This window comes from Marinobacter halodurans, from assembly GCF_004327985.1.
In the GTDB taxonomy this organism is placed as follows: Bacteria; Pseudomonadota; Gammaproteobacteria; order Pseudomonadales; family Oleiphilaceae; genus Marinobacter_A; species Marinobacter_A halodurans.
In genome coordinates, this window is the sequence record NZ_SJDL01000003.1 from 1 (window position 1) to 23333 (window position 23333).

The 23333-nt window shown below is 60.3% G+C and carries 17 protein-coding genes and 1 pseudogene; 11 read left to right on the forward strand and 7 right to left on the reverse strand.

The features are described 5' to 3' along the window. The 5 genes and pseudogenes from EZI54_RS02375 to EZI54_RS02395 form a co-directional block, all read left to right on the forward strand. Nucleotides 1–1062, forward strand: a pseudogene (locus EZI54_RS02375) (RHS repeat protein); the annotation flags it as partial. A gap of 50 nt (nt 1063–1112) precedes the next feature. After that, on the forward strand, nt 1113–3989 hold the full coding sequence (locus EZI54_RS02380) for a golvesin C-terminal-like domain-containing protein (RefSeq protein WP_131478667.1): 2877 nt from the start codon (nt 1113–1115) through the stop codon (nt 3987–3989). Nucleotides 3990–3995: 6 nt separating this feature from the next. Continuing rightward, nucleotides 3996–4874, forward strand: a complete 879-nt coding sequence (locus EZI54_RS02385) for an RHS repeat-associated core domain-containing protein (RefSeq protein WP_131478669.1) — start codon at nt 3996–3998, stop codon at nt 4872–4874. Between the two features lie 1018 nt (nt 4875–5892). Beyond that, nucleotides 5893–7113, forward strand: a complete 1221-nt coding sequence (locus tag EZI54_RS02390; protein ID WP_131478671.1) for an RHS repeat protein — start codon at nt 5893–5895, stop codon at nt 7111–7113. A 497-nt stretch (nt 7114–7610) separates the two neighbouring features. Further along, a complete protein-coding gene (locus EZI54_RS02395) occupies nt 7611–8747 on the forward strand; it encodes a TRAP transporter substrate-binding protein (RefSeq protein ID WP_131478673.1) in 1137 nt (378 codons plus the stop codon). A gap of 88 nt (nt 8748–8835) precedes the next feature. Here EZI54_RS02395 and EZI54_RS02400 read toward each other — a convergent pair whose 3' ends face one another. From EZI54_RS02400 to EZI54_RS02430, 7 genes are all read right to left on the reverse strand, one after another. Next, nucleotides 8836–10293 (reverse strand): AMP-binding protein, encoded by a 1458-nt coding sequence (locus tag EZI54_RS02400; RefSeq protein WP_131478675.1) that lies wholly within the window; start codon nt 10291–10293, stop codon nt 8836–8838. 13 nt (nt 10294–10306) lie between these two features. Continuing rightward, the gene (locus tag EZI54_RS02405; RefSeq protein ID WP_131478677.1) at nt 10307–11146 is read right to left on the reverse strand and encodes a p-hydroxycinnamoyl CoA hydratase/lyase; all 840 of its coding nucleotides are present in this window, start codon (nt 11144–11146) and stop codon (nt 10307–10309) included. A 26-nt stretch (nt 11147–11172) separates the two neighbouring features. Continuing rightward, complete coding sequence (locus tag EZI54_RS02410) at nt 11173–12570, reverse strand: aldehyde dehydrogenase (protein WP_131478679.1); 1398 nt, start codon at nt 12568–12570, stop codon at nt 11173–11175. A gap of 253 nt (nt 12571–12823) precedes the next feature. Further along, nucleotides 12824–13852: an AraC family transcriptional regulator gene (locus EZI54_RS02415; protein WP_131478681.1), complete on the reverse strand. Its 1029-nt coding sequence runs from the start codon at nt 13850–13852 to the stop codon at nt 12824–12826. A gap of 78 nt (nt 13853–13930) precedes the next feature. Further along, nucleotides 13931–14332 carry an acyl-CoA thioesterase gene (locus tag EZI54_RS02420; protein WP_131478683.1) on the reverse strand — a complete coding sequence of 134 codons (402 nt, stop codon included), beginning with the start codon at nt 14330–14332 and terminating at the stop codon, nt 13931–13933. Nucleotides 14333–14395: 63 nt separating this feature from the next. Further along, nucleotides 14396–15748, reverse strand: a complete 1353-nt coding sequence (locus EZI54_RS02425; RefSeq protein WP_131478982.1) for a TRAP transporter large permease — start codon at nt 15746–15748, stop codon at nt 14396–14398. A 29-nt stretch (nt 15749–15777) separates the two neighbouring features. Further along, nucleotides 15778–16332 (reverse strand): TRAP transporter small permease subunit, encoded by a 555-nt coding sequence (locus EZI54_RS02430; RefSeq protein ID WP_131478685.1) that lies wholly within the window; start codon nt 16330–16332, stop codon nt 15778–15780. Between the two features lie 433 nt (nt 16333–16765). Here EZI54_RS02430 and EZI54_RS02435 point away from each other — a divergent pair, with 433 nt between their 5' ends. The 6 genes from EZI54_RS02435 (at nt 16766) to EZI54_RS02460 (ending at nt 23332) form a co-directional block, all read left to right on the forward strand. Beyond that, nucleotides 16766–17818: a substrate-binding domain-containing protein gene (locus EZI54_RS02435; protein WP_207389123.1), complete on the forward strand. Its 1053-nt coding sequence runs from the start codon at nt 16766–16768 to the stop codon at nt 17816–17818. A gap of 217 nt (nt 17819–18035) precedes the next feature. Next, nucleotides 18036–19424 (forward strand): phosphate ABC transporter permease subunit PstC, encoded by a 1389-nt coding sequence (gene pstC, locus EZI54_RS02440; protein ID WP_131478687.1) that lies wholly within the window; start codon nt 18036–18038, stop codon nt 19422–19424. Next, complete coding sequence (gene pstA / locus EZI54_RS02445; protein WP_131478689.1) at nt 19417–20688, forward strand: phosphate ABC transporter permease PstA; 1272 nt, start codon at nt 19417–19419, stop codon at nt 20686–20688. The genes pstC and pstA overlap by 8 nt, the downstream gene beginning before the upstream one ends. Before the next feature lie 23 nt (nt 20689–20711). Next, nucleotides 20712–21584 (forward strand): phosphate ABC transporter ATP-binding protein PstB, encoded by an 873-nt coding sequence (pstB, locus tag EZI54_RS02450; RefSeq protein WP_423226981.1) that lies wholly within the window; start codon nt 20712–20714, stop codon nt 21582–21584. A 25-nt stretch (nt 21585–21609) separates the two neighbouring features. Then, nucleotides 21610–22329: a phosphate signaling complex protein PhoU gene (gene phoU, locus EZI54_RS02455; protein WP_207389124.1), complete on the forward strand. Its 720-nt coding sequence runs from the start codon at nt 21610–21612 to the stop codon at nt 22327–22329. 151 nt (nt 22330–22480) lie between these two features. After that, a complete protein-coding gene (locus EZI54_RS02460; RefSeq protein ID WP_131478696.1) occupies nt 22481–23332 on the forward strand; it encodes a DUF2059 domain-containing protein in 852 nt (283 codons plus the stop codon). Nucleotide 23333 lies beyond the last annotated feature (1 nt).

Consider the following 23333-nt stretch of genomic DNA (forward strand, 5'->3'; position numbering starts at 1 on the left):
TCCATCGAGGCACGAACTAAAACAAGTGGGGATGATGGCCTGACCACCTATGCCGTCAACTGGACCGGCGGGGTGCGTTATACGTTCAAGGGCAACGCAACGGCGGGCTATGCCTTTACGTCCTGGCAACAACCGCCCTTCGATGCGGTGGAAGCCACCGCCGATACCGCCGGAGATCCCTCCGGGTGGCGGCTCCAGGCCAAGTCCGGTGTCGTCTACACGTTCGACAATCAGGGCCAGCTCACCGGGATCGACGCCCTGCATGGTGACGCCTTCTCTATTGAGAACACCCTCGACAGCGACGGTCATCTGGTTTCCCGCCAGATCAGCAGCCTCAAGACCCCGGCCACGCTGACCTACCGCTACAACGCGACCACCCAGGCCATAGAGAGCGCGGTGCTGGCCCATAACGGCACCACACTCACGTTCAGCTACGCCTACAACGCCGACGGCATGCTGTCCCAAGTCACCTATCCCAATGATTCCGTCCGCTCCTATCACTATGAGGACACCCGGTACCCCCAGGCCCTGACCAGTATCCAGGATGACGGCAACACGCTGGCCACCTGGGAATACGATGACCAGGGACGCACCAACCGCAATGCTCGCGGTGATGGAACGGAGGAGACAACACTCCAGTTCAACAGCGATGGAACCACCACCGTCACCAACGCCCTGGGCAAGGAATCCATCTACAGCTTCACGTCCGTCAACGGTTCAAGGCATGTGTCTTCCGTGGCGGGGCAGCCATCGCAGAACTGTGCCGCGGCCAACCAGGCCTTCACCTATACCGCTGAAGGCCGGATCGAAACCGCGACCGACTGGGATGGCCACGTCACCCGATACGAGTACAACGATCGCGGTCTGGTGACACTGGAAACCCGGGCGGAGGGCACCACCGACGAGCAGACCATCCGCACCACCTGGCATTCGACCTTTGACGTGCCTGTGCGCATCGAACGGGGTAACCAGGTCCAGGAATTCTGCTACGACGACGAAGGGAATCAGACGCAGCAGGCCACACGCGACACCAGTGATCCCGCGCTTAGCTGTGCCTTGTAATCAATAAACGGTTGGGATCGGAAGCGAAAGGATTCAAAAAGGAGATAAGGATGACCGTGCGCGCTGTAAGAATTAACGGATCCGTCGAGCGCAAGGCTGGAATACGGGCCCTGACGCTGGCGGTTGCCCCACTGCTGGTATTGGCCAGCCACCCGGCGCTCGCCGAGCGGACCTGGAACTACACCTACACCGACAGTGGGCAACTGGAAACCATCGATGGTCCCCGCACAGACGTCAATGACATCACCACGTTCACCTACGACAGCACCAACAATCTGATCGCCCGTGAAGACGCGCTGGGACACACCACCCAGTTTGCCGATTACACGGCACTGGGCCTGCCCCAGCAGATCACCGATCCCAACGGTGTGGTCACCACCCTGACCTACGACTGGCGCGGCCATGTCACCTCGCGTGACATCCAGACAGGATCCGGCACGGTATCCTGGACCTACACCTACGACCCCGTGGGCCAACTGACCTCTATCACCCAACCCAACGGCCAGACCCTCACCTACGTCTACGACGCGGCCCGCCGACTGACTTCAGTGACGCTAGCCTCGGTAGGCTCGATCGAGTTCGAGTACGACGCCATGGGCAACGTGACGGCCAAACGTATCAAGGACACTTCCGGTGTGGTGGCCAATGCCCATACCCAGGCCTTCGACGAACTGGGGCGCCTCATACGCAGCATCCAGGCCGACGGGGACACGACCCGCTACGGTTACGATGTGAATTCCAATCTCACGTCCGTGACCGACGCCAACTCCCAGGAAACCACACGCGCCTACGATGCGTTGGATCGCCTCACCCAGGTTACCGATCCGCTCCAGGGGCAGGTGACCTTCACCTACGATTCGGCGGACAACCTGACCTCGGTGACGGATCAGCGGGGTCTCAAGACGACCTACGAGTACAACTTTGCCGGCGACGTGACAGCGCTCCATAGCCCGGATACCGGAACCACGACCTACACCTATGACGACGCCGGTAACCAGATCCAGAAAACCGATGCCCGGGGCGTGATCTCCCAATACACCTACGATGCGATGAACCGCCTCACGTCCATCGCTTACCCGGCATCTTCGGAAGAGAACATACAGTACACCTACGACGACACGACCAACGGCAACTATGGTATTGGTCGGCTAACGGGCATCGTGGATCGTACCGGAGAAACTCACTACACCTACGATGCCCTGGGGCGGGTTGTTAAGGACGCCCGTACGATCGAGACCACGCAATACGTCACGACGTACCAGTACAACGACATCGGTCAGCCGACCGTCATCACTTACCCTTCGGGTCGCATCCTACAGTACGGCTATGGCGCCGATGGAAAGCTACAGTCCATTATCACCAAGGAGTCGGCCGGCGCCGAGGCGCAAACGGTGGTCGACCAGTTGGCCTACAAGCCGTTTGGCCCCCTGTCCCACATGGTCTACGGCAATGGCCTGGCCAGGGACGTGACCTACAACCAGGACTACGAGCTGACCGCGATTCAAAGCGGCGTCCTGGACCTCGGCTACAGCTACGATGCCGTCGGCAACATTGAGTCCATCAACGATTATCTCGATACCGGGAACAGCGAGACCTTTTTCTACGATGCGAAGAACCAACTGACCGACGCGACCGGGCCTTACGGGGACATCGACTACTCCTACGATCCAGTAGGCAATCGCTTGACCCGAAATATCCTGAAGGACGGCAGTACCCAGGCCGAAAGCTACACCTATGCCTCGGACAGTAACCGGCTGCTGGAGGTGGCCTCCGATACCGATGGCGTTTCAGGCAGTCGCACATTTGCCTACACCGATGCGGGCAATGTCAGTCAGGACGCGACGTCCACGGACACCCGATCATTGATTTACAACGCCCGGAACCGGCTTGAGGAAGTGCAGGAGGACGGCGCCACCAACGCACTCTACCTCTACAACGCGATGGGTCAACGGGTCGTCAAGGTGGCCCAGGACCCGGCCAGCAACCTGCATTTCCAGTATGACCTCCAAGGCCATCTTATTGCCGAAAGCCAGCCGGATGGCACCGTTGTTCGCGAATACGTCTACGTGAACGACCAGCCCGTCGCGGTACTGTCCAATGACGGCTCCAGTGGCTCCGCAGAGCTGATCATCGACAACACGGACAGCCGCACATCGAGTACGGGCTCCTGGTCTCACTCGAGCACCGAAACCGGCTTTTATGGGGATGACTATCAGTGGGCCCTGTCCGGAGATGGTTCAGCGGCCTTCCACTGGCAGCCTGGCCTGACGGAAACGGCAACCTACACGGTCTACGCACGATGGACGGCCTACTCCAACCGGGCTTCGGACGCCACCTATACCGTCACGAGTAATGGCGTACAGCACCAATCGATTGTTGATCAACGAAGTAACGGCGGTACCTGGCAGTCCCTGGGCACCTTTGCGCTCGGTACCGATGCCGAAATCGCACTCAGCAACGATGCCAATGGCACGGTCATCGCCGATGCCGTAAAGCTGGTCCCGTCTGACAGCAGCCCTGCTGGCGAGACGTCTGTGACCACAGACAACGCCTCAGCGAACACCGCCTCGGTCGGCGACTGGTATAGCTCAAGCTCGGTGGAAGGGTTTGAGGGCGACGATTACCTCTATCACCTGGACGGTGTGGGCAACAACACCTTTACCTGGATGCCGCCCATTGCAGAAGGCGGCACCTATCAGGTCTTTGCCACCTGGACCAGCCACTCCAATCGCGCCTCCGACGCCAAATATACGATTCAAACGGTCAATGGGGACGTCACGGTCTCCCGGGACCAACGCTCCGGGGGCGGTTCCTGGCAGTCGCTGGGGACTTATGAGTTGAATGTTGGCTTCTCCATCTCCCTGTCGGATGACGCGGATGGAACGGTCATTGCTGACGCCGTTAAAGTCGCAAAGCTTGGGCAATGATTGAAAATGAAGAATTATAACGCCCAAAATACAAAAGGATTTGTTATGAAAGGTCTAAAGAGAAAGGGCAAAAAGGGAAGTGAGAAAAAAACGTCTAGAACTCTGTTGATGGTGTTTACCGCTTTTTTGCCCCCTTCAATCTCCCAAGCGGCACAGCTGTATTTTATTCACAGTGATCATTTGGGTTCGCCTGCAATCGTGACCGATGAGAACCAAGCTGTTGTTTGGAAACGTGGTAATCTTCCCTTTGGGGAATCGGGAGCAACAGTGATCGTGCCGACTGGATATACACCCTTTCAGTTCCCGGGCCAATATTTAGATGAAGAAACAGGTTTTCATTATAATCACCACAGGGATTATGATCCAAAAATCGGAAGATATCTCCAAAGTGATCCGATTAGACTCAATGGTGGGGTCAATACTTACACTTATGTTGAGAATAATCCGATTAGTTTTATTGATCCGTTGGGGCTTTGGTCGTTTAGCTTTGACGCTTATGGTGGCATAGGTGGCGGTATTACTTTTGGAAGGCATAACAAAACGGGTAATTGGTTTATTGGAGGTAGATTGGGGATTGGAGTTGGTATAGGTGCAAATCTAAACGTTCTTGATAACGGTCCGACAGATAGAGGCTTGCTTGATAACCCTTATGCAGAAGGCACCTCATGTAGTCCGAAAGCCTCTGGTAACTCGGTGGGAACAAATATTAATATAGGGGCAAATTGGGGGCCGTATGAAGGGTCATTCGGAGCCAAAGGCGGGAAATATTTTGATGGGAGTAATGGCCACTATTCCGAAGGGCCTAAGTCAGGAGCCCAATTTAATCCGTTTAATTATGGTGCCGGCGTTGGTGCGAGCGCTACATTCGAGGTGTATGGTTGGTGACAATGATTAAAAATATAGAGATACAGCTAATGCCTTTAGCTATTAAAATAATTTTACTGTTCGAGTTATTGGCTCCAGTTTTTGCTATATTTACAGTGGCTAATGTATTGCCGTCAGCTGAACCTGTTTCAGCGTACGAGGGATCAATCTTGCTCGTTTCTATTGTGCCATGCCTAATAGCTGCGTTTATGATTTTGAAAAGAAGCCGGCGTGTTCCAGTCGTAATAGTAGTGAGCTGGTTTACAGTAAATTTGTCTTCTCTCATTTTAGGTGATAGTGCCCGAATCGAGCCTTATCTACACCTAATTGTTGGGTTCGTCTCATTAATAGGGTTGGGGTTGTTTGTATACTTGAAGCTTTCTCCTGGCGTAAAGCTCTACCTAAGTGACAAAAATACACGGTGATGTATTTATTTTTATAGATACTGCAATTTTAAAAATCAGAAAACATATAACAGTAGAGGAGAAGGCTAAAGGTATCGATAAATAGTGTTTTTAGTTGGTTGAGTTTTTCTTGCATAGTGATTTTTGTTTCATGGTTTCAGTAAATAGACATGAGTTTCTGGCTATTTAGTCGAGCTGCGCTTTTACTTTTCCAGAGTCTTTCATATGTCAGTGCAGCGAGTTGTGATGGCAAAACTCAAGGATTGAGAATGTCTAAAGGAAATAGGGTATGTCGGGTATGCGTTTTCGCTATGCGCGATCAAATAAGGGCGTTCTGTTTGATCGCTTTGGGGCTCGCGAGTCCACAAGCTTTTTCGGGTAATGTGTGCGAGGCAACAACTTGTGCCTGGATTGAGTGCAGTCCAACTGGCTACTTTTCTTCGGTCGCTGCCGCCTGTAGTCCATATACCGCTCAGTTTTATGGAGCCAATGATGGAAAATTCTCATATCTTTGTTTTGAATATCGGGTAGAGAATAGAATAGCAACTTGCAATGGGAATCGTTGTCCAAGCGGAGGGCGATTTGATCCGGGTATAGGCGAATGCGTCACCGAAGAAAAGCCCTCGTGTGCTTCCGTGGTCGGCGATCCCATCGATGTCCGTAACGGCAACAGCTACCAGACCGAGCAGGATGCCTCGGCCGGTGGCCTGACCCTGCAACGACGCTATCTATACACCGTGGGTCCGAACCCTGAAGCGCTCGGCCAGGGCCAGTGGGTTTTTCCCTACACCCAGTCCATCGAGGCACGAACTAAAACAAGTGGGGATGATGGCCTGACCACCTATGCCGTCAACTGGACCGGCGGGGTGCGTTATACGTTCAAGGGCAACGCAACGGCGGGCTATGCCTTTACGTCCTGGCAACAACCGCCCTTCGATGCGGTGGAAGCCACCGCCGATACCGCCGGAGATCCCTCCGGGTGGCGGCTCCAGGCCAAGTCCGGTGTCGTCTACACGTTCGACAATCAGGGCCAGCTCACCGGGATCGACGCCCTGCATGGTGACGCCTTCTCTATTGAGAACACCCTCGACAGCGACGGTCATCTGGTTTCCCGCCAGATCAGCAGCCTCAAGACCCCGGCCACGCTGACCTACCGCTACAACGCGACCACCCAGGCCATAGAGAGCGCGGTGCTGGCCCATAACGGCACCACACTCACGTTCAGCTACGCCTACAACGCCGACGGCATGCTGTCCCAAGTCACCTATCCCAATGATTCCGTCCGCTCCTATCACTATGAGGACACCCGGTACCCCCAGGCCCTGACCAGTATCCAGGATGACGGCAACACGCTGGCCACCTGGGAATACGATGACCAGGGACGCACCAACCGCAATGCTCGCGGTGATGGAACGGAGGAGACAACACTCCAGTTCAACAGCGATGGAACCACCACCGTCACCAACGCCCTGGGCAAGGAATCCATCTACAGCTTCACGTCCGTCAACGGTTCAAGGCATGTGTCTTCCGTGGCGGGGCAGCCATCGCAGAACTGTGCCGCGGCCAACCAGGCCTTCACCTATACCGCTGAAGGTCGGATCGAAACCGCGACGGACTGGGATGGCCACGTCACCCGTTACGAGTACAACGATCGCGGCCTGGTGACACTGGAAACCCGGGCGGAGGGCACCACCGACGAGCAGGTCATCCGCACCACCTGGCATCCGACCTTTGACGTGCCGGTGCGCATCGAACGGGGTAACCAGGTCCAGGAATTCTGCTACGACGATGAAGGAAATCAGACGAAGCAGGCGACCCGAAATGCAGCAGATACAACGCTCACATGCCCTCTATGATGGTGATATAGCTGAGAGGGGTAACGCTATTCCCGAGGGCTTTGGGGGCAAATCAACACCAAGCGAAGCTTTTTAAGATTCGTTAGCAGGATATGTGGAATTTGTTTCTATGGCGTTTGCAGCAATGATCTCAGATAGTCTCGCTAAAGTTGCCATTGAGTGTTATTTGGATGACCACATGGACTGGTTCGCTTGATTGAAGTCAGTGTCATTGGGCGAACGACCAAATTAATCCCTCTAAACGTCTCAAAATGGCTCGTCCTGGCCTATGCTCCTTTGGAGCGACTTTGAGGCGGCGAGCACTTGTTCGGCCAAATGATTGCGACTCTCATACTTTTGAATAAGAGTCAGCGGCCGTTTTATGGTACACCCTTGGAGGATGTCGCGTTTTAGCCGGATGTTCCGGTGCAGGAAAGAGCGCAGGAGCGGGTGAAGCTTGGTTGTCCCCGTGACTCCGGCGCCTCAAAAACAACGATAAAAGCAGGAAAGGAGAAAACATGAAACGTCGCAACCTTTTGGCAGCCGTTGTGGCTGGTGCATTGGGGCTTGGTCTGGCCGGTTGTTCCCAGGAAGAGAGCGGCTCTTCAGCATCCAACGACCAGGCCGCGGCACCCGCTGCGGAGAAGCAGACCTACAAGTGGAAGATGGTCACCACCTGGCCGAAGAACTTCCCGGGGCTGGGCACTGCCCCTGAACACTTTGCCGACCGCGTTCGTGAGATGACCGACGGCCAGCTCGACATCACCGTCTACGGCGCCGGCGACCTGGTGCCGGCCCTGGAAGTGTTCAGCGCCGTGTCCCAGGGCACCGCTGAAATGGGCCACGGTGCGGGCTATTATTGGAAGGGCAAGATCCCCGCCGCCCAGTTCTTCTCGACCGTTCCCTTCGGCCTGACCGCCCAGGAATACAATGGCTGGATGTTCCACGGCGGTGGCCTGGAACTCTACCGCGAAGCCTACAAACCGTTCGGCGTGATTCCCTGGCCGGGCGGCAACACCGGCGTGCAGATGGGCGGCTGGTTCAACAAGGAAATCAACAGCGTTGATGACCTCAAAGGTCTGAAAATGCGGATTCCGGGCATCGGCGGTGACGTGCTGGAAAAAGCCGGCGGCACCCCGGTCAACCTGCCGGGCGGCGAGATCTTCACCGCGCTGCAGACCGGCACCATCGACGCCACCGAGTGGGTGGGTCCCTACAACGACCTGGCCTTCGGCCTGCACCAGATTGCCGAGTACTACTACTATCCGGGCTGGCACGAGCCGGGCACGGCGCTGGAGCTGATCGTCAACGCCGACGCCTACAACAAACTGCCGAAAAACCTCCAGGTCATCATCGATGTGGCGGCCCGGGAGATGAACGCGGACATGCTGGCGGAGTACACCGCGCAGAACAACCAGGCCCTCAAGGAGCTGGTGGAAGAAAAAGGCGTGAAACTGCGTCGCTTCCCGGACGATGTCCTCAATCGCCTGCGTGAGATGTCGGCGGAAACCGTCAAGGAACTGGCCGAGAAGGACGAGATGGCCCGCAAGGCCTACGAGTCCTATAAGGCCTTCCGTGACAAGGTAGTGCCGTACACGGATATCTCCGAGCGGACCTACCTGAACATCCGTGAAGGGGATAAGAACGAAGGCTGATCCGGCTCGCGGATCCGTCCGATAAAAAGCCCCGGCATGGTGACATGCCGGGGTTTAATGTGGCCCGAAGGCCGGGCAGGGCAAAGGGCTATTGCCTGAGTGCTCGTTTAAGGACCTTGCCGGTGGCGCTCTTGGGCAGTTCGTCCAGGATCACGACTTTCTTTGGTAGTTTGTAGCGGGCCAGTTGACCATCGAGCCCCGCCAGTATGGCCTCCGGCGTGGGTGGCGCTTCCGGATGCCGGGGCACCACGAAGAGGCAGCCCACTTCCCCCCAGCGCTCGTCCGGCATGCCGACAAGCGCGCACTCCAGGACCTCCGGCTGGGTCAGTACCACGGCTTCCACTTCCGCCGGGAAGACGTTCTCGCCGCCGCTGATGAACATGTCCTTCTTGCGGTCGACGATGCGATAGAAGCCGTCGGCGTCACGGATGGCGATGTCGCCGGTGCGGTACCAGCCATCGGCGGTGAAGCAGTCCCGGAACGCCTGTTCCCGACCCCAGAACCCCACCGCCAGGTTGTCGCCCCTGAGCTGGACTTCGCCGGGCATACCGTCCGGCAACGGCTCGTCGCTGGCGTTGGCCAGGCGGGCCTCGATGCGGTGGGAGGGTACGCCGACAGAGCCGGCCTTGCGGTCGATCAGGTCGAGTTCGAAGGGCATGCCGAACACGGTGCCGGCTTCGCTCATGCCGTATCCATCGACGATGGGGATGCCGTCCTTCAGCCAGGCCCGGATCTGCGGCTCCGGATGAAGCGAGCCGCCGGTCAGCAACCCCTTCAGGCTGCCCAGTCGTGACGGCTCGAAGTCCGGCACCTGGCGCAGGGCGTTGGCCATCTGGGGCACGCAGAAATAGTGGGTGATGCCCAGCCTGGCATCTTCCAGTCGCGACAGGGTGCGTTCCGGTTCGAAGCCGTCGGAGACCGCCAGGCGCCCGCCGTTGTACAGCGCGGGGCGAACGCAGGTGATCAGCCCGATGGTGTGGAACATCGGCGTGTCGCAGAGAAAGACGGACGCCGCATCCACCTGGCAGACCAGCGAGGCGTTGATGGTCGTCTCCAGGATGCTCGCCTCGGTGTGCAGGACGCCCTTGGGCGTCCCGGTGGTTCCCGAGGTGTAGAGAATCAGTGACGGCAATGACTTGTCCAGGCTGCGGGGCGCCATGGGCGTCTGGTTCTGTGCCGAGTCGAACAGGTTGTCGATGGGCTCGTGAGCCAGTCCCAGGTCCCCGGCGAGGCTGTCGCCGAAGAACAGGGCTGGTTCGCAGTCGGCCAGCAGGACATCGATCTCGGGCCGGGACAGCCGCCAGTTCAAGGGCACGAAGAGGGCGCCGCAGCGGGCGCAGGCCAGGTGCAGGGCGATCAGCTCAGCGCGGTTCTTCGACAGCACGGCCACCCGGTCGCCGATACCGATGCCGCGCTGGCCCAGGTCGCTGGCCACCTGGCTGACGAATCGATCAAAGGCCGCATAGGTCCAGCGGCGATCGAAGGTCAGGTCTTCCACCGCCAGGGTGTCTGGTCGGATGCTGGCCTGAAACCCGAGAAAGTCCATGGTGATGTCTCCCTTACTGCGTATGCCTGGATTTATCGTAGGCGCCCAGGCCCGGCTTGTAGCTCTTCTCGTCGATGAACTGGCGGATGCCTTCCTTGCGGCCATCGTTGTCGAAGCTGTTGGCCGCCTCCTGGGCGCGGACCAAGTAGTCCTCGGCGTTGTCGTAGGTCATTTCCTTGACCCGGCGAATGGCATCCTTGGTCGCCTTGAGGGCAATCGGGTTTTTCTCCAGCAGGACCTCGCAGACGGCGGTGACCCGGGCCTTCAGCTGGTCGGCCGGCACGGATTCGTTGACCAGCCCCCATTCCGCGGCGGTCCGGCCGTCGATGTTCTCGCCCATCATGGCGTGGTACAGGGCCTGGCGCAGCGGCATCAGATCGACCACCACCTTGCTGGCCCCGCCGCCGGGCAGGATGCCCCAGTTGATTTCACTCAGGCCGAAGGTGGCATCGTCGCTGGCAAACGCCAGGTCACAGGAGAAGAGTGGACCGTAACCGCCGCCGAAACACCAGCCGTTGACCATGGCCACGGTCGGCTTCTGGTACCAGCGCAGGCGGCGCCACCAGCCATAGGATTCGCGCTGGGCCTGGCGGGTGGCACCCAGCCCCTGGGCTTCGGTCTCGCGGAAATATTCCTTGAGGTCCATACCCGCGGACCAGGCGGAGCCTTCGCCGGTCAGCACCAGCACCCCGACATCGTCCCGGAACTCCAGTTCATCCAGTACCCGCATCATCTGGCGGTTCAGCTTGGGGCTCATGCAGTTGCGCTTTTCCGGTCGGTTGAACCGGACCCAGGCGATCCGGTTCTCAACAGTGTAGGCGACCGTTTCGGCTTCGCTTCGTTCGGTAGTCATTCCAAGTCCTCGATCTACTTCAGGGTTTAAAAGGGAAAATGGCCGGATTCGGTGTCGACGGTGATCCAGCGCAATTCGGTAAACTGATCGATGCCTGCCTGGCCGCCAAAGCGGCCGTAACCGGAGTCCCCCAGGCCGCCGAAGGGCATCTGGGCCTCGTCGTGGACGGTCGGGCCGTTGACGTGGCAGATCCCGGAACGGATCCGCTTGGCCAGCTTCAGCCCCCGGGACAGGTCCCGGGTGAATAGGGAGGCGCTGAGGCCATACTGGCTGTCGTTGGCGATCTCGATGGCATGGTCTTCATCCCGGGCCCGGATCATGGCGACCACGGGGCCAAAGCTTTCGTCCCGGTAGATGTCCATCCCGGCGGTGACGCCGTCCAGCACAGTGGCGGGCATCAACAGGGAGTCGTCGGCGCCGCCGGTGAGTACGGTGGCGCCCTTGTCCACGGCATCCCGGATCAGGGCGTTGACCCGCTCCACGGTGTCGTGGCCGATGACGGCACCCAGCGGGGCCTTGCCGTCGCGGGGATCGCCGGTTTTCAGGCCCTGCACCTTCTCCGCGAATCGGGCGGCGAAGGCATCGGCAACGGCGTCGACCACCACTAGCCGTTCGGTGGACATGCAGATCTGCCCCTGGTTCATGAACGCGCCGAAGGCCGCGGCGTTGACGGCTTCATCCAGGTCGGCATCTTCCAGCACGACAAACGGTGCCTTGCCGCCCAGTTCCAGCAGGCAGGGTTTGAGGTGTTCGGCCGCCCGTTTGGCGATGATGCGCCCCACCTCGGTGGAGCCGGTGAAGTTGATGCGCTTGACCACCGGATGGTCGATCAGGGCGCCGACCACCTCGCCGGCATCCTCGGGAGCGTTGGTGACCAGGCTGACGGTACCTGCCGGGAAGCCCGCGTCATTCAGGGCCTCCGCGATCAGGCTGTGGGTGCGGGGGCAGATCTCCGATGCCTTCAGGATGACACCGTTGCCGCAGGCCAGGGCCGTGGCGATGGCGCGAACGCCCAGGATGATGGGCGCGTTCCAGGGCGCGATGCCCAGGATGACCCCGACCGGATCCCGGTGGGTCATGGCCAGGCAGCCGGGCTTGTCAGACGGGATCACCTCACCGTTGATCCGTGTGGTCAGCGAGGCGGCCTCGCGCAGCATGGAAGCGGCCAGGCCCAGGTTGAACAGGGCCCAGCCCTCGGTGGCTCCGGTTTCTTCCATCATCGCCTTGACGAAGGCGTCCTGGCGGGCCTCCAGGGCGTTGGCGGCCCGCGACAGCACTGCGCGGCGGGCGTTGGGTCCCTGTTTCGACCAGGCTTCGAAGCCGGCCTGGGCCTTCCCGGCCAGGGGGCCCATATCGCCGGCTTTCATGGCAGGTGCTTCACTGGCGACTTCACCGGTGAGCGGGTTGATGCGTTGAAAGTTCATAGCTGCCTCGCTTGAATAGGTTTCCGGTTAAGGGATGGGTTGGCAGACGGTTACACGCTTTTTGTCATCGCTGGATTGACGGTCTGCGGGGCTCGTGGCGAGCCGGCCTATGTATTCAAGATAGTGCGCCAGGCGGTGGGACAGAATGGCAGAAATGGACGAAAAAATTTGCATTTCCCGCCATCTTTATAAAGGTGCAAAGAGTGTTGGTCGTGCGTTGCCGGCCTCCAGGACCGGCTAACATACCGCTACGTCAGCGTCCCTGGCGGAACTTGTCCCGGTAGCGGCGCGGCGAATCGCCGGTCCAGCTGCGAAATGCCCGGGTGAACACCGCCGGATCGGAAAAGCCGACTCGTTCAGCAACATCATGGATGGCAATGTCGTCCGGGCCGACCAGCCACCGGATCGCCAGGTCCCGGCGCACCACATTCTTGATCTGCTGGAAGGAGGCGCCCTCTTCCGAGAGCCGCCGTGTCAGCGTTCGGGTGGTCATATGCAGGGCGGCGGCGGCTTGGTCGATCGTCAGGCCGCCGTCGGCCAGATCCTTGGTCAGGATCCGCTTGAGTTCCGTGGTGATGCTGTAGTCGGTCTTGTAACGGCGGAACAGTTCCCGCGGGCAGTTGTTCATGAAGGACTTCAGGGAGCCTTCGTTCTGCTTGACCGGCCGGTTGAGGTAGACGTGCGAGAACACCAGGCTCAGGTCGCCACAGTCGAACTGATGCACGCCGGGGTAAAGGTAGCTGTATTCGCTGACGTGGGCCGGGGCCGGATAGTTAAAGCGGGTCTCGACCAACGGCAGGCTGTCGGCAATCAGCCAGGAGGCATAGCGATGCCAGGAGAGCAGCGCGATTTCGGCGAACAGGTGCTTGAAGTCCAGGTCGGGGCGCGGCAGGTTGATCGACAGCAGGGTGTGGTGCCCGTCGTCCGTCAGGGACATCAGCTCCCGCCGGGTGACGAGGTTATAGAAGCGGCAGCCCAGTGCCAGGGCTTTGCCCAACGTTGGCTGGTGCACCGTGAGCTGGCCCATCATGTAATAGGTGCCGGCCGGTAGCGAGCAGCCCGCCAGGCCCATGGCCTCGTCCTGCATCTGGTCCCAGACGTATTTCTGGAAGTTGGCCAGTTTTTCGGTGGGAATCCGTTGCTCCGGCTGGTCGATCACGGACAGCGGCAGACCGGCCGCGGCAAGCAGGGGAACGGGGTCCAGACCCTGCTGTCTTGTGGCGTGGAACAGGGCGCTGACGTAATGATTGGCTCCGGTCCCGAAGTCTTCCTTCTCGTGCATGACTGAGCTCAGGCCCTCTCGTTACGGGCTCCGGTAAATCGCCGCCGCGCCAGGGTCTCGGGGCTTGCCACCGGGGCGTCAGTCCTGCTGCGGCACTTCCCGGATGCGGCCGTGTTCGTCGATAGCCACGAACACGAACAGGGATTCGGTGACCTTGCGCATGCGGTCCTTGTCCCGGTCCAGGGTCCAGACTTCCACGTTGATCTTCATGGAGCTGCGACCGATGTCCACCAGGTCGGTATAGCAGGCCACCTGCGAGCCCACCCGCAGGGGAGACAGGAACTCCATGCGCTCGATCGCCACCGTGGCGTTACGCCCGCGGGAAATGCGGCCAGCCGTCGTGGCGGCGGCCATGTCCATCTGCTTGACCAGCCAGCCGGCAAAGACGTCGCCATTGGCGTTGGTGTCCGAGGGCAGGGGTACGACCTGCAGGGCAAGCTGGCCCCGGGGGGAGGGTTTGTCGTCGTCCGTCAGATTCATGGATTCGTTTCGCCAGTCAAATTCTTATTGATGATGAAATGTGCGGAGCCGTGGCCCGATGGCCTATCCGTAGAGCGCATCGGGCAGACCAGTGGCCAGTACCGGCCAGATGGCCAGCAAAATGAGCATGATCAGCTGAATGATAATGAAAGGGATCACGCCACGATAGATCTGCGAGGTTTTAATTTCCGGCGGTGCCACGCCCCGCAGGTAGAACAGAGAGAAACCAAACGGCGGGGTCAGGAAGGACGTCTGCAGGTTCAGGGCGATCATGATGCCCAGCCAGACCGGGTCCAGGCCCATCTTCAACAGCACCGGCGCCACGATGGGCACCACCACGAAGGTGATCTCGATGAAGTCGAGGATGAAGCCCAGCAGGAAAATCACGACCATCACCACAATCATCGCGCCGACCACGCCGCCGGGCATGTCGTTGAAGATGCCGTGGATCAGCTCGTCGCCGCCGTAGCCGCGGAACACCAGCGAGAAGATGGCGGCGCCCACCAGGATCAGGAACACCATACAGGTCACGCGGGTGGTCTGCTGGCAGACGTCGCGCAGGACGTTGATACCAAGCTGCCGGCGGATGGCAGCCAGGATGGTGGCGCCGAGGGCCCCCACACCGGCGGCTTCGGTCGGTGTCGCGACGCCCGCCAGGATGGAGCCCAGTACCGCCACGATCAGGATCATGGGGGGCGTCAGGTCGCGCCACAGGTTGAGGTCCCGTGCGCTCTTCTCTTCCTCGGTCCGGTTATCGGACGGCGCGGCGGAGGGTTTGATGAATGCCACGGCAACGATATAGAGGATGTACAGGACCACCAGCAGCAGTCCGGGAATCAGGGCGCCGACGAACAGGTCGCCCACCGAGACGGTGTCCGGGCTGAAAATCCCCTGCATCCGCTGGGCCCGCTGGTAGGCGCTGGACATGACATCCCCCAGCAGCACCAGCGCAATCGAGGGTGGAATGATCTGGCCCAGGGTGCCGGTGGCGCAGATGGTGCCAGTGGCCAGCGACGGGCTGTAGCCCCGCTTGATCATGGTGGGCAGGGAGATCAGGCCCATGGTGACCACCGTCGCGCCCACGATGCCGGTACTGGCCGCCAGCAGCATGCCGACGATCGCGACGGACACGCCGAGCCCGCCACGGACGCCCTTGAACAGGTCGGCCATGCTTTCCAGCAGGTTCTCGGCAATTTTCGACTGCTGCAGCATGCAGCCCATAAAGATGAACAACGGCACTGCGATCAGGGTTTCGTTGGTCATCAATCCGTACAGGCGGTTGGGCGTGGCGCCCAGGAAGCTGGTGTCGAACACACCGAACAGCATGCCGCCGAAAGCGAAGGCCAGGGCAGTACCGGCCAGCGAAAAGGCCACCGGGAAACCGGCCATCAGGACAATACAGACCACCCCGAACATGATCAGCGGGAGGAACTCGACAACAGCACTCACAGCGTATCCTCCGCGGCCGGGCCGGCCTCCTTGGGAATGGCGCCGGCCAGGACGGCGATGTTGCGCAGCACTTCGGCGACACCCTGGATCACCATCAGCACACACATGAGCGGTATCAGTGTCTTGAGCAGGTAGACCAGGGGAATGCCGCTGGTCTCCGGAGAGTGTTCCCGGATGGCCCAGGAACTTTCCACATAGCCCAGGCTGGCAAAGAAGATGAAGATCGTCACCGGCATCAGCAGGAACAGGGTGCCCAGCAGATCCACCAGGGCCTTGCCCTTGCCAGACAGACGCGTGTAGAGGATGTCCACCCGCACGTGCTCGTTGTATTTCAGGGTGTAGGCGCTGGCCAGCAGGAACACGATCGAATGCAGGTACATGACGCTTTCCTGCATAAAGATCGAGGAGTGGTTGAACAGGTAACGCATCACGACGACCGCGAAGGTCAGTACCACCATGCCGATATTGAGCCAGGCCAGGGTACGCCCGGTGCGTTCGGTAAAACCATCCAGGTAGCCGGTCAGGCGAAGGAGAAAGCCACTTTGATTCATGGTTTTTATATTAATTTGTTGTTTGGGTCGGCGCCGCATTCGCATGCGGGACTCTAGCCCTCATGTTAGTGGCATCAGAGGCATCTGCAACAAAAATGATCGTTGCACCGACCAATGGCTAATTGGGGTCTCGGTATTGGGTTGGCCATTGCTCGAATCTCTTCCCGCCGAACGGACAAGCATCGGTTTATGACAAGCCGATGTCGCTATTGTTATGAATCAACTGCCATGTCTTGCGTCATAACCGCGTGTTGACAGCATGGGCAGAAAAAAATTAGCGACTACTCTTGCTGTAATATAAGTGTCACAAAGACGCCTTAGTCTTCACACTCATCGGCTCACGACTGCCGGTTTGTAAAGCGGGCCTAGTCGACGCATACATTCATAACGACCAGCAGAACCCGCGAAAAAATCGCATGTATGGAGGCTCAACGTGAAGAATCTGAAGACATCTGTCGCAGGCATTGCGGTCGCCGGCGCCCTGGCCGCCGTTTCCACACCGACCCTGGCCCGTGACACCATCAACATCGTCGGTTCGTCCACCGTTTACCCGTTCGCGACGGTTGTGGCCGAGCGTTTTGGCCGTAACACCGATTTCCCGACCCCGAAGCTGGAATCCACCGGTTCCGGCGGTGGTCTGAAACTGTTCTGCGCCGGTGTCGGTACCGAGCATCCTGACATTACCAACGCCTCCCGCCGCATGAAGCCGAGCGAGTTCGAGCGCTGCCAGAGCAACGGCGTCAAGGACATCGTTGAAGTGAAGATCGGCAGCGACGGCATCGTGATTGCCAGCTCCAAGAAAGCCGAAAACCTGGACGTGGACCTGAAAGAACTGTACTTGGCCCTGGCCAAGGAAGTTCCGGATCCCAACGGCGGCGACAAGCTGGTTGCCAACCCGTACAAGAACTGGAGCGATGTCGATTCCAGCCTGCCCAACAAGCCGATCCGTGTGATGGGCCCGCCGCCGACTTCCGGTACCCGTGACGCGTTCGTCGAGCTGGCCATGGAAGGTGGCTGTGAAGACATCCCGATGATCGAAAAGCTCGATGGCGACAAGAAGGACCAGGTCTGCAAGAGCATCCGTGAAGACGGCGCCTTCATCGAGGCCGGCGAGAATGACAACCTGATCGTCCAGAAGCTGGCCAGCGACACCAGCGCCTACGGCATCTTCGGCTACAGCTTCCTGGAAGAGAATTCCGGCACCCTGCAGGCGGCCACCATCAACGGTGAGCAGCCGACCCAGGACGCCATCTCCAGCGATGCGTATCCGCTGGCCCGCTCACTGTGGTTCTACGTCAAGAAGGCCCACGTGGGTGTGATTCCGGGCATCCCCGAGTATGTGGCCGAGTTCACCAACGAAGGCACCTGGGGCCCGAACGGCTACCTGGCGGATGTGGGTCTGATCCCGCTGCCGCGTGAGGCCCGCGTCAAGCAGGCGAAGAACGCCAACGCCATGACGCCGATGACCGGTGACGAACTGAAGTAAGCCGGTTCGGAACAGCGATACCCAAAAGTGCGGGGCCAGCAGGCCCCGCACTTTTCGCGTATTGAAAGCCGCATCAAAAGATGTCTTTGTGACTCAGTCGAAGCGGCAGGCTAGACTAGGGGCCCCTGAAACGGCCTCGAAAAGGGAGTCCCTGCAACGGTCTGACTCTGGCGGGCCATTGCAGCGATTTCTTTGAATTCACCGAAAGAGAGACAACATGCAACCGGGTAACCTGTTTCCGCTGGTGGTGGTGTTGATCGCGATCGCATTTGCGCTGGGCTATGCCCGGTCCAGGGCCATCGCCACCCCGCTGGGCGGTATCCGACACCTCAAGTCGCTACCGTTTTACTACGCCGCGCGAGCCTCGCTCTGGTGTGGTTTGCCGGCGCTGATCATCTTCGCCCTGTGGCTGGGCTTCGAGGACAAGGTGATCCAGACCATGGTGATCGGGTCACTGCCGGCGGACCTCCAGCCGGATTCGCCGGGCCGGGCCAGCCTGGTCCTGTCGCAGATCAGTAATGTGGCGTCCGGCGCGCTGTCGCCGAAGTTCGTGCCCGAGCCGATTGCCGGTGCCGCCGAGCGGCTGATGGCCCTGCGCGCCGAGAGCAAGATGATGATGACGCTCCTGGTGATCTGCGTGGCCGTGCTGGGTGCGTTCGTCGCCTGGCTGCGGATTGCACCGCACATCAACGCCCGGGAGAAAGTCGAGTCGACCCTGCGTAAGATCTTCTTCATGTGCGCGGGCCTAGCGATCCTGACGACGGTCGGTATCATCTTCTCCGTCATCTTCGAGACCATCCACTTCTTCAACAAGGTCTCGTTCGTGGAGTTCTTCTTTGGCACCAGCTGGAGCCCGCAGACGGCCATCCGGGCGGACCAGGTGGGCTCGTCCGGCGCCTTCGGCATGATTCCGCTGTTCGTCGGGACCCTGCTGATCTCCGGGATCGCCATGCTGGTGGCGGTGCCGGTGGGGCTGATGTCCGCCATTTACCTGTCCGAATACGCGTCCAGGCGCATGCGCGGCATCGTCAAGCCGCTGCTGGAACTGCTCGCCGGTGTGCCGACAGTGGTCTATGGCTTCTTCGCGGCACTGACCGTGGCGCCGTTCATCGCGGACGCGGCCAGTTGGCTGGGCATCGACGCCTCCACCGAGAGCGCGCTGGCCGCCGGCCTGGTCATGGGCATCATGATCATCCCGTTCGTGTCCTCGCTGTCCGACGATGTGATCAATGCCGTCCCGCAGACCATGCGCGATGGCTCCCTGGCGCTGGGCGCCACCCAGGCGGAAACCATGACCAAGGTGATTTTCCCGGCGGCCCTGCCGGGCATCATGGGTGGCATCCTGCTGGCGGTGTCCCGGGCGATCGGCGAGACCATGATCGTGGTTATGGCCGCCGGCCTGGCCGCCAACCTCACGATCAACCCGCTGGAAGCCGTCACCACCGTCACCGTGCAGATTGTCACCCTGCTCACCGGGGACCAGGAATTCGACAGCGCCAAGACGCTGTCCGCCTTCGCCCTGGGCATGATGCTGTTCATCGTGACCCTGGCGCTGAACGTCCTCGCCCTTCATGTCGTCCGCAAGTACCGGGAACAGTATGAATAATCAGCAGCAGGCGGAGCTCGTCCGCCAGTCCCTCAAGCGCCGCTATCGCAAGGAACGCCGCTTCCGCCTGTACGGCATCCTGGCGATCGCGATTGCGCTGGCCGCCCTGGTGACCCTGTTTGCGGACATTATCGGCAAGGGCTACACCGGCTTCATCAAGACCACGATCACCCTCGAGGTGCCGCTGGACCCGCAGACCATGTACCTGGAGGATGCCACCGACAAGGACGCCTTCAACATGGCCGACTTCAAGGCGCCGCTGCTGACCGCCCTGCACAACGTGTTGCCGGAGACCGGCAAGGGCGACAATCGCGATCTGGGGCACCTCTTGAGCAGCTACGCGGCCAACAAGGTGCGCGATACGCTCGAGGCGGACCTGTCGCTGCTCGGGACCACCCAGACGATGTCGTTCCTGGTCAGCGATGACGTCAGTGTCTACGTCAAGCACGCGGACGATCCCAACTACTCGATCCAGCTGTCCGAAAAACAGCAGCGCTGGGTGGACCGGTTGCAGGAACGGGGCATCATCCAGAACAGTTTCAACGACGTGTTCTTCGAGAACGGCGACAGCCGGGACCCGGGCCATGCGGGGGTGCTGGGCGCCATCGTCGGTTCCCTGCTGACCATGGTCGTCACGCTGCTGCTGTCGTTCCCCATCGGTGTGGCCGCGGCGATCTACCTGGAAGAGTTCGCACCGCAGAACAGGCTGACCGACTTCATCGAGGTGAACATCAACAACCTGGCGGCGGTGCCGTCGATCATCTTCGGCCTGTTGGGTCTGGCGGTGTTCATCAACCTGTTTGGCCTGCCGCGCTCGGTGCCACTGGTGGGCGGTCTGGTGCTGACGCTGATGACGTTGCCGACCATCATCATTTCCAGCCGCGCCGCCATCAAGAGCGTGCCGCCGTCGATCCGCGAAGCGGCCGAGGGCATTGGCGCCTCCAGGATGCAGGTCGTGTTGCACCACGTGCTGCCACTGGCGCTGCCGGGTATGTTGACGGGCTCCATTATCGGTATGGCCCAGGCGCTGGGAGAAACCGCGCCACTGCTGCTGATCGGCATGGTGGCCTTTATCGTGGATGTGCCATCCGGCTTCGTCGACTCGGCAACGGTGCTCCCGGTACAGATTTTCCTCTGGGCGGGCAGCCCGGAGCTTGCCTTTATTGAACGGGCATCCGCTGCCATCATGGTCCTGCTGACCTTCCTGATTGCTATGAATGCCCTGGCCATCTGGCTGCGCCGTCGCCTCGAGCGCCGGTGGTAACAGGAGATTTGAGTATGAATACGATGAACCCGGTGATCGACCAGGACGCGAAGGTCGAGAAAGCACCCGAGCCCCCTGCGGGAAACGGCATCAATGACGCCGACCTGGAGGGTCGCACCGTCGGCAGGCCCTTCGCCGATGCCCCCAAGTTCAGCCTGCGCGATGTGGAGGTCTTCTACGGCGAGACCCGCGCTATCAAACGCATCAGCCTGGATATCGCCAGGAATGAGGTGATCGCCTTTATCGGCCCCTCCGGTTGCGGCAAGTCCACGTTCCTGCGCTGCCTCAATCGCATGAACGACAGCATCGATATCTGCCGCGTCAAGGGGCAGCTGCAACTGGATGGCCATGACATCTACGACCCCAAGCGGGACGTGGTGGAGCTGCGGGCCCGGGTGGGCATGGTGTTCCAGAAGCCCAACCCGTTCCCCAAGTCGATCTACGACAACGTCGCCTACGGACCGCGGATCCATGGCCTGGCCAACCGCAAATCGGACCTGGACGACATCGTCGAGCGCAGCCTGCGCGGCGCCGGCCTGTGGAACGAGGTGAAGGATCGTCTGGACACCCCGGGGACGGGACTGTCCGGTGGTCAGCAGCAGCGCCTGTGTATTGCTCGTGCCATTGCGGTCAGCCCGGAAGTGGTGTTGATGGACGAACCCTGTTCGGCGCTGGACCCGATTGCCACCGCGCGTATCGAGGAGCTGATTGCTGAACTGTCCGAGAGCTATACGATCATCATCGTCACGCACTCGATGCAGCAGGCGGCCCGTGTGTCCGATCGAACCGCCTACTTCCACCTGGGGCACCTGGTGGAAGTGAACGAAACCAACAAGGTGTTTACCACGCCCCAGCACCCATTGACCGAATCCTACATTACCGGCCGCTTCGGCTGACCCGGTTTGCGAGTGGAGCTTGACGATGAAGAAAGACGAAGACGTATACGGCGATCACATTTCCCATCAGTTCAACGAGGACCTGGCCGGGCTGAAGGAGGATTTCCTGCGTATGGGCGGCATGGTCGAACAGCAGGTGGTGGATGCCATCGACGCGCTGATCGACGGTGACGGCCACCGGGCCGATGAGATCCGCGGTCGCGACAAGCAGGTGGACCGGCTGGAACTGGAGATCGACGAGGAGGCGACCCGCATCATCGCCCGGCGACAGCCGGCCGCTCGGGATTTGCGCCTGGTGCTGTCGGTGATCAAGATGGTGGCGGACCTGGAGCGTATCGGGGACGAGGCCAAGAAAATCGCCAAGTTTGCCCTCAGCCTGTCCGAGGAGGGCAAGGCTCCGCGGGGCTACGTGGAAACCCGCCACATCGGCAACCACGTCAGCCAGATGCTGCGCGACAGCCTGGACGCCTTCGCCCGGCTGGATTCCGAGCAGGCCCTGCGCATCATGAAGGAAGACAAGCGGGTGGACGAGGAGTACCAGGCCGCCACGCGCACACTGGTCACCTTCATGATGGAAGACCCGCGTAACATCACACGCTGCATGTCGGTCATGTGGGTGCTGCGGGCGCTGGAACGGGTCGGCGATCACGCCTGCAACATCGCCGAGCACGTGATTTTCATGGCCAAGGGCGAAGACGTGCGTCACACCCCGATGGAAGAGGCCGAGAAGGTCGTCGGCCGCTGAGTGTGATCGATCTGGCGGCCGGTCGGACCTGTCCGGCCGGGCCGCCTGTCCACTTTCTCACCAAACCGTCATCCAATCGTACGGCAGATTCCTTGCTGCTTTCCGGGTGCCATGGCATAACGGGCAGACCGAAAACAGGAGCACCTCTGTAATGCGATCCATTCCTTCTCCCGATGTATTCGCGCCGCTGCGGCGCCTGGCACTGATGGCGCTGGTGCTGGCCAGCAGTCTGGCCGACGCCAGTCCCCTATCCGAGTCCGTGGTCAGCGAGTCGCCGCTGGACGAGATCATCGACCAGTACCCGGCCATGATGAGCGAGGGGATCCGCGAAGGCCTGAAACAGACCGGCCAGGTGGATCCCATGGTGGCGGACATGGTGGGCGGCATCGTCAGCCGGGCCTTCGGCAGCGCCGCCATTCGCCAGCAGGTGGTGACTGACTTGGCCGACAAGCTCAGTGACCACCAACTGGAAGCGGTCCGGGACTGGTACCGGACGCCTTTGGGCCGCCGCATCGCCCAGGCTGAAGTCGATGCATCCCGGCCGGCCGCCTGGAAAACCATCGAAGCGCAGAGCTCGTCCCTGGTGGCCAAGTACAAGGACACCGAGCGGGCCGACCTGTTCTCCCGGTTTGACCGGGTCTCCCGCGCCACGGAAAGTACGGTGGATACCGCCGTGGCCGTCCAGTTGGGCCTGGCTTCGGCGATGTCCGCGGTCAGTGGCAAGCAGGGCCCGACCCTGGAGCAGATGAAACAGCAGATCGAGGATCAGCGTTTCATGCTGCGCGGGGCCGTGGAACAGCAGGTTTACGCCGCCTACCTCTACACCTACGAAAGCTTCAGCACCGACGAGATCGAGCAGTACCTGGACTTCCTGGAAACCGATGCCGGCGCGGCCTATAACCGGGTGGTGACCAACAGCATCCAGCAGGCCATCCTCAAGCCGGTGGAGTCGGTCGGCAACCAGTTGGTCCGGCTGCTCAACCCCAACGCCACCGGCTCATGAC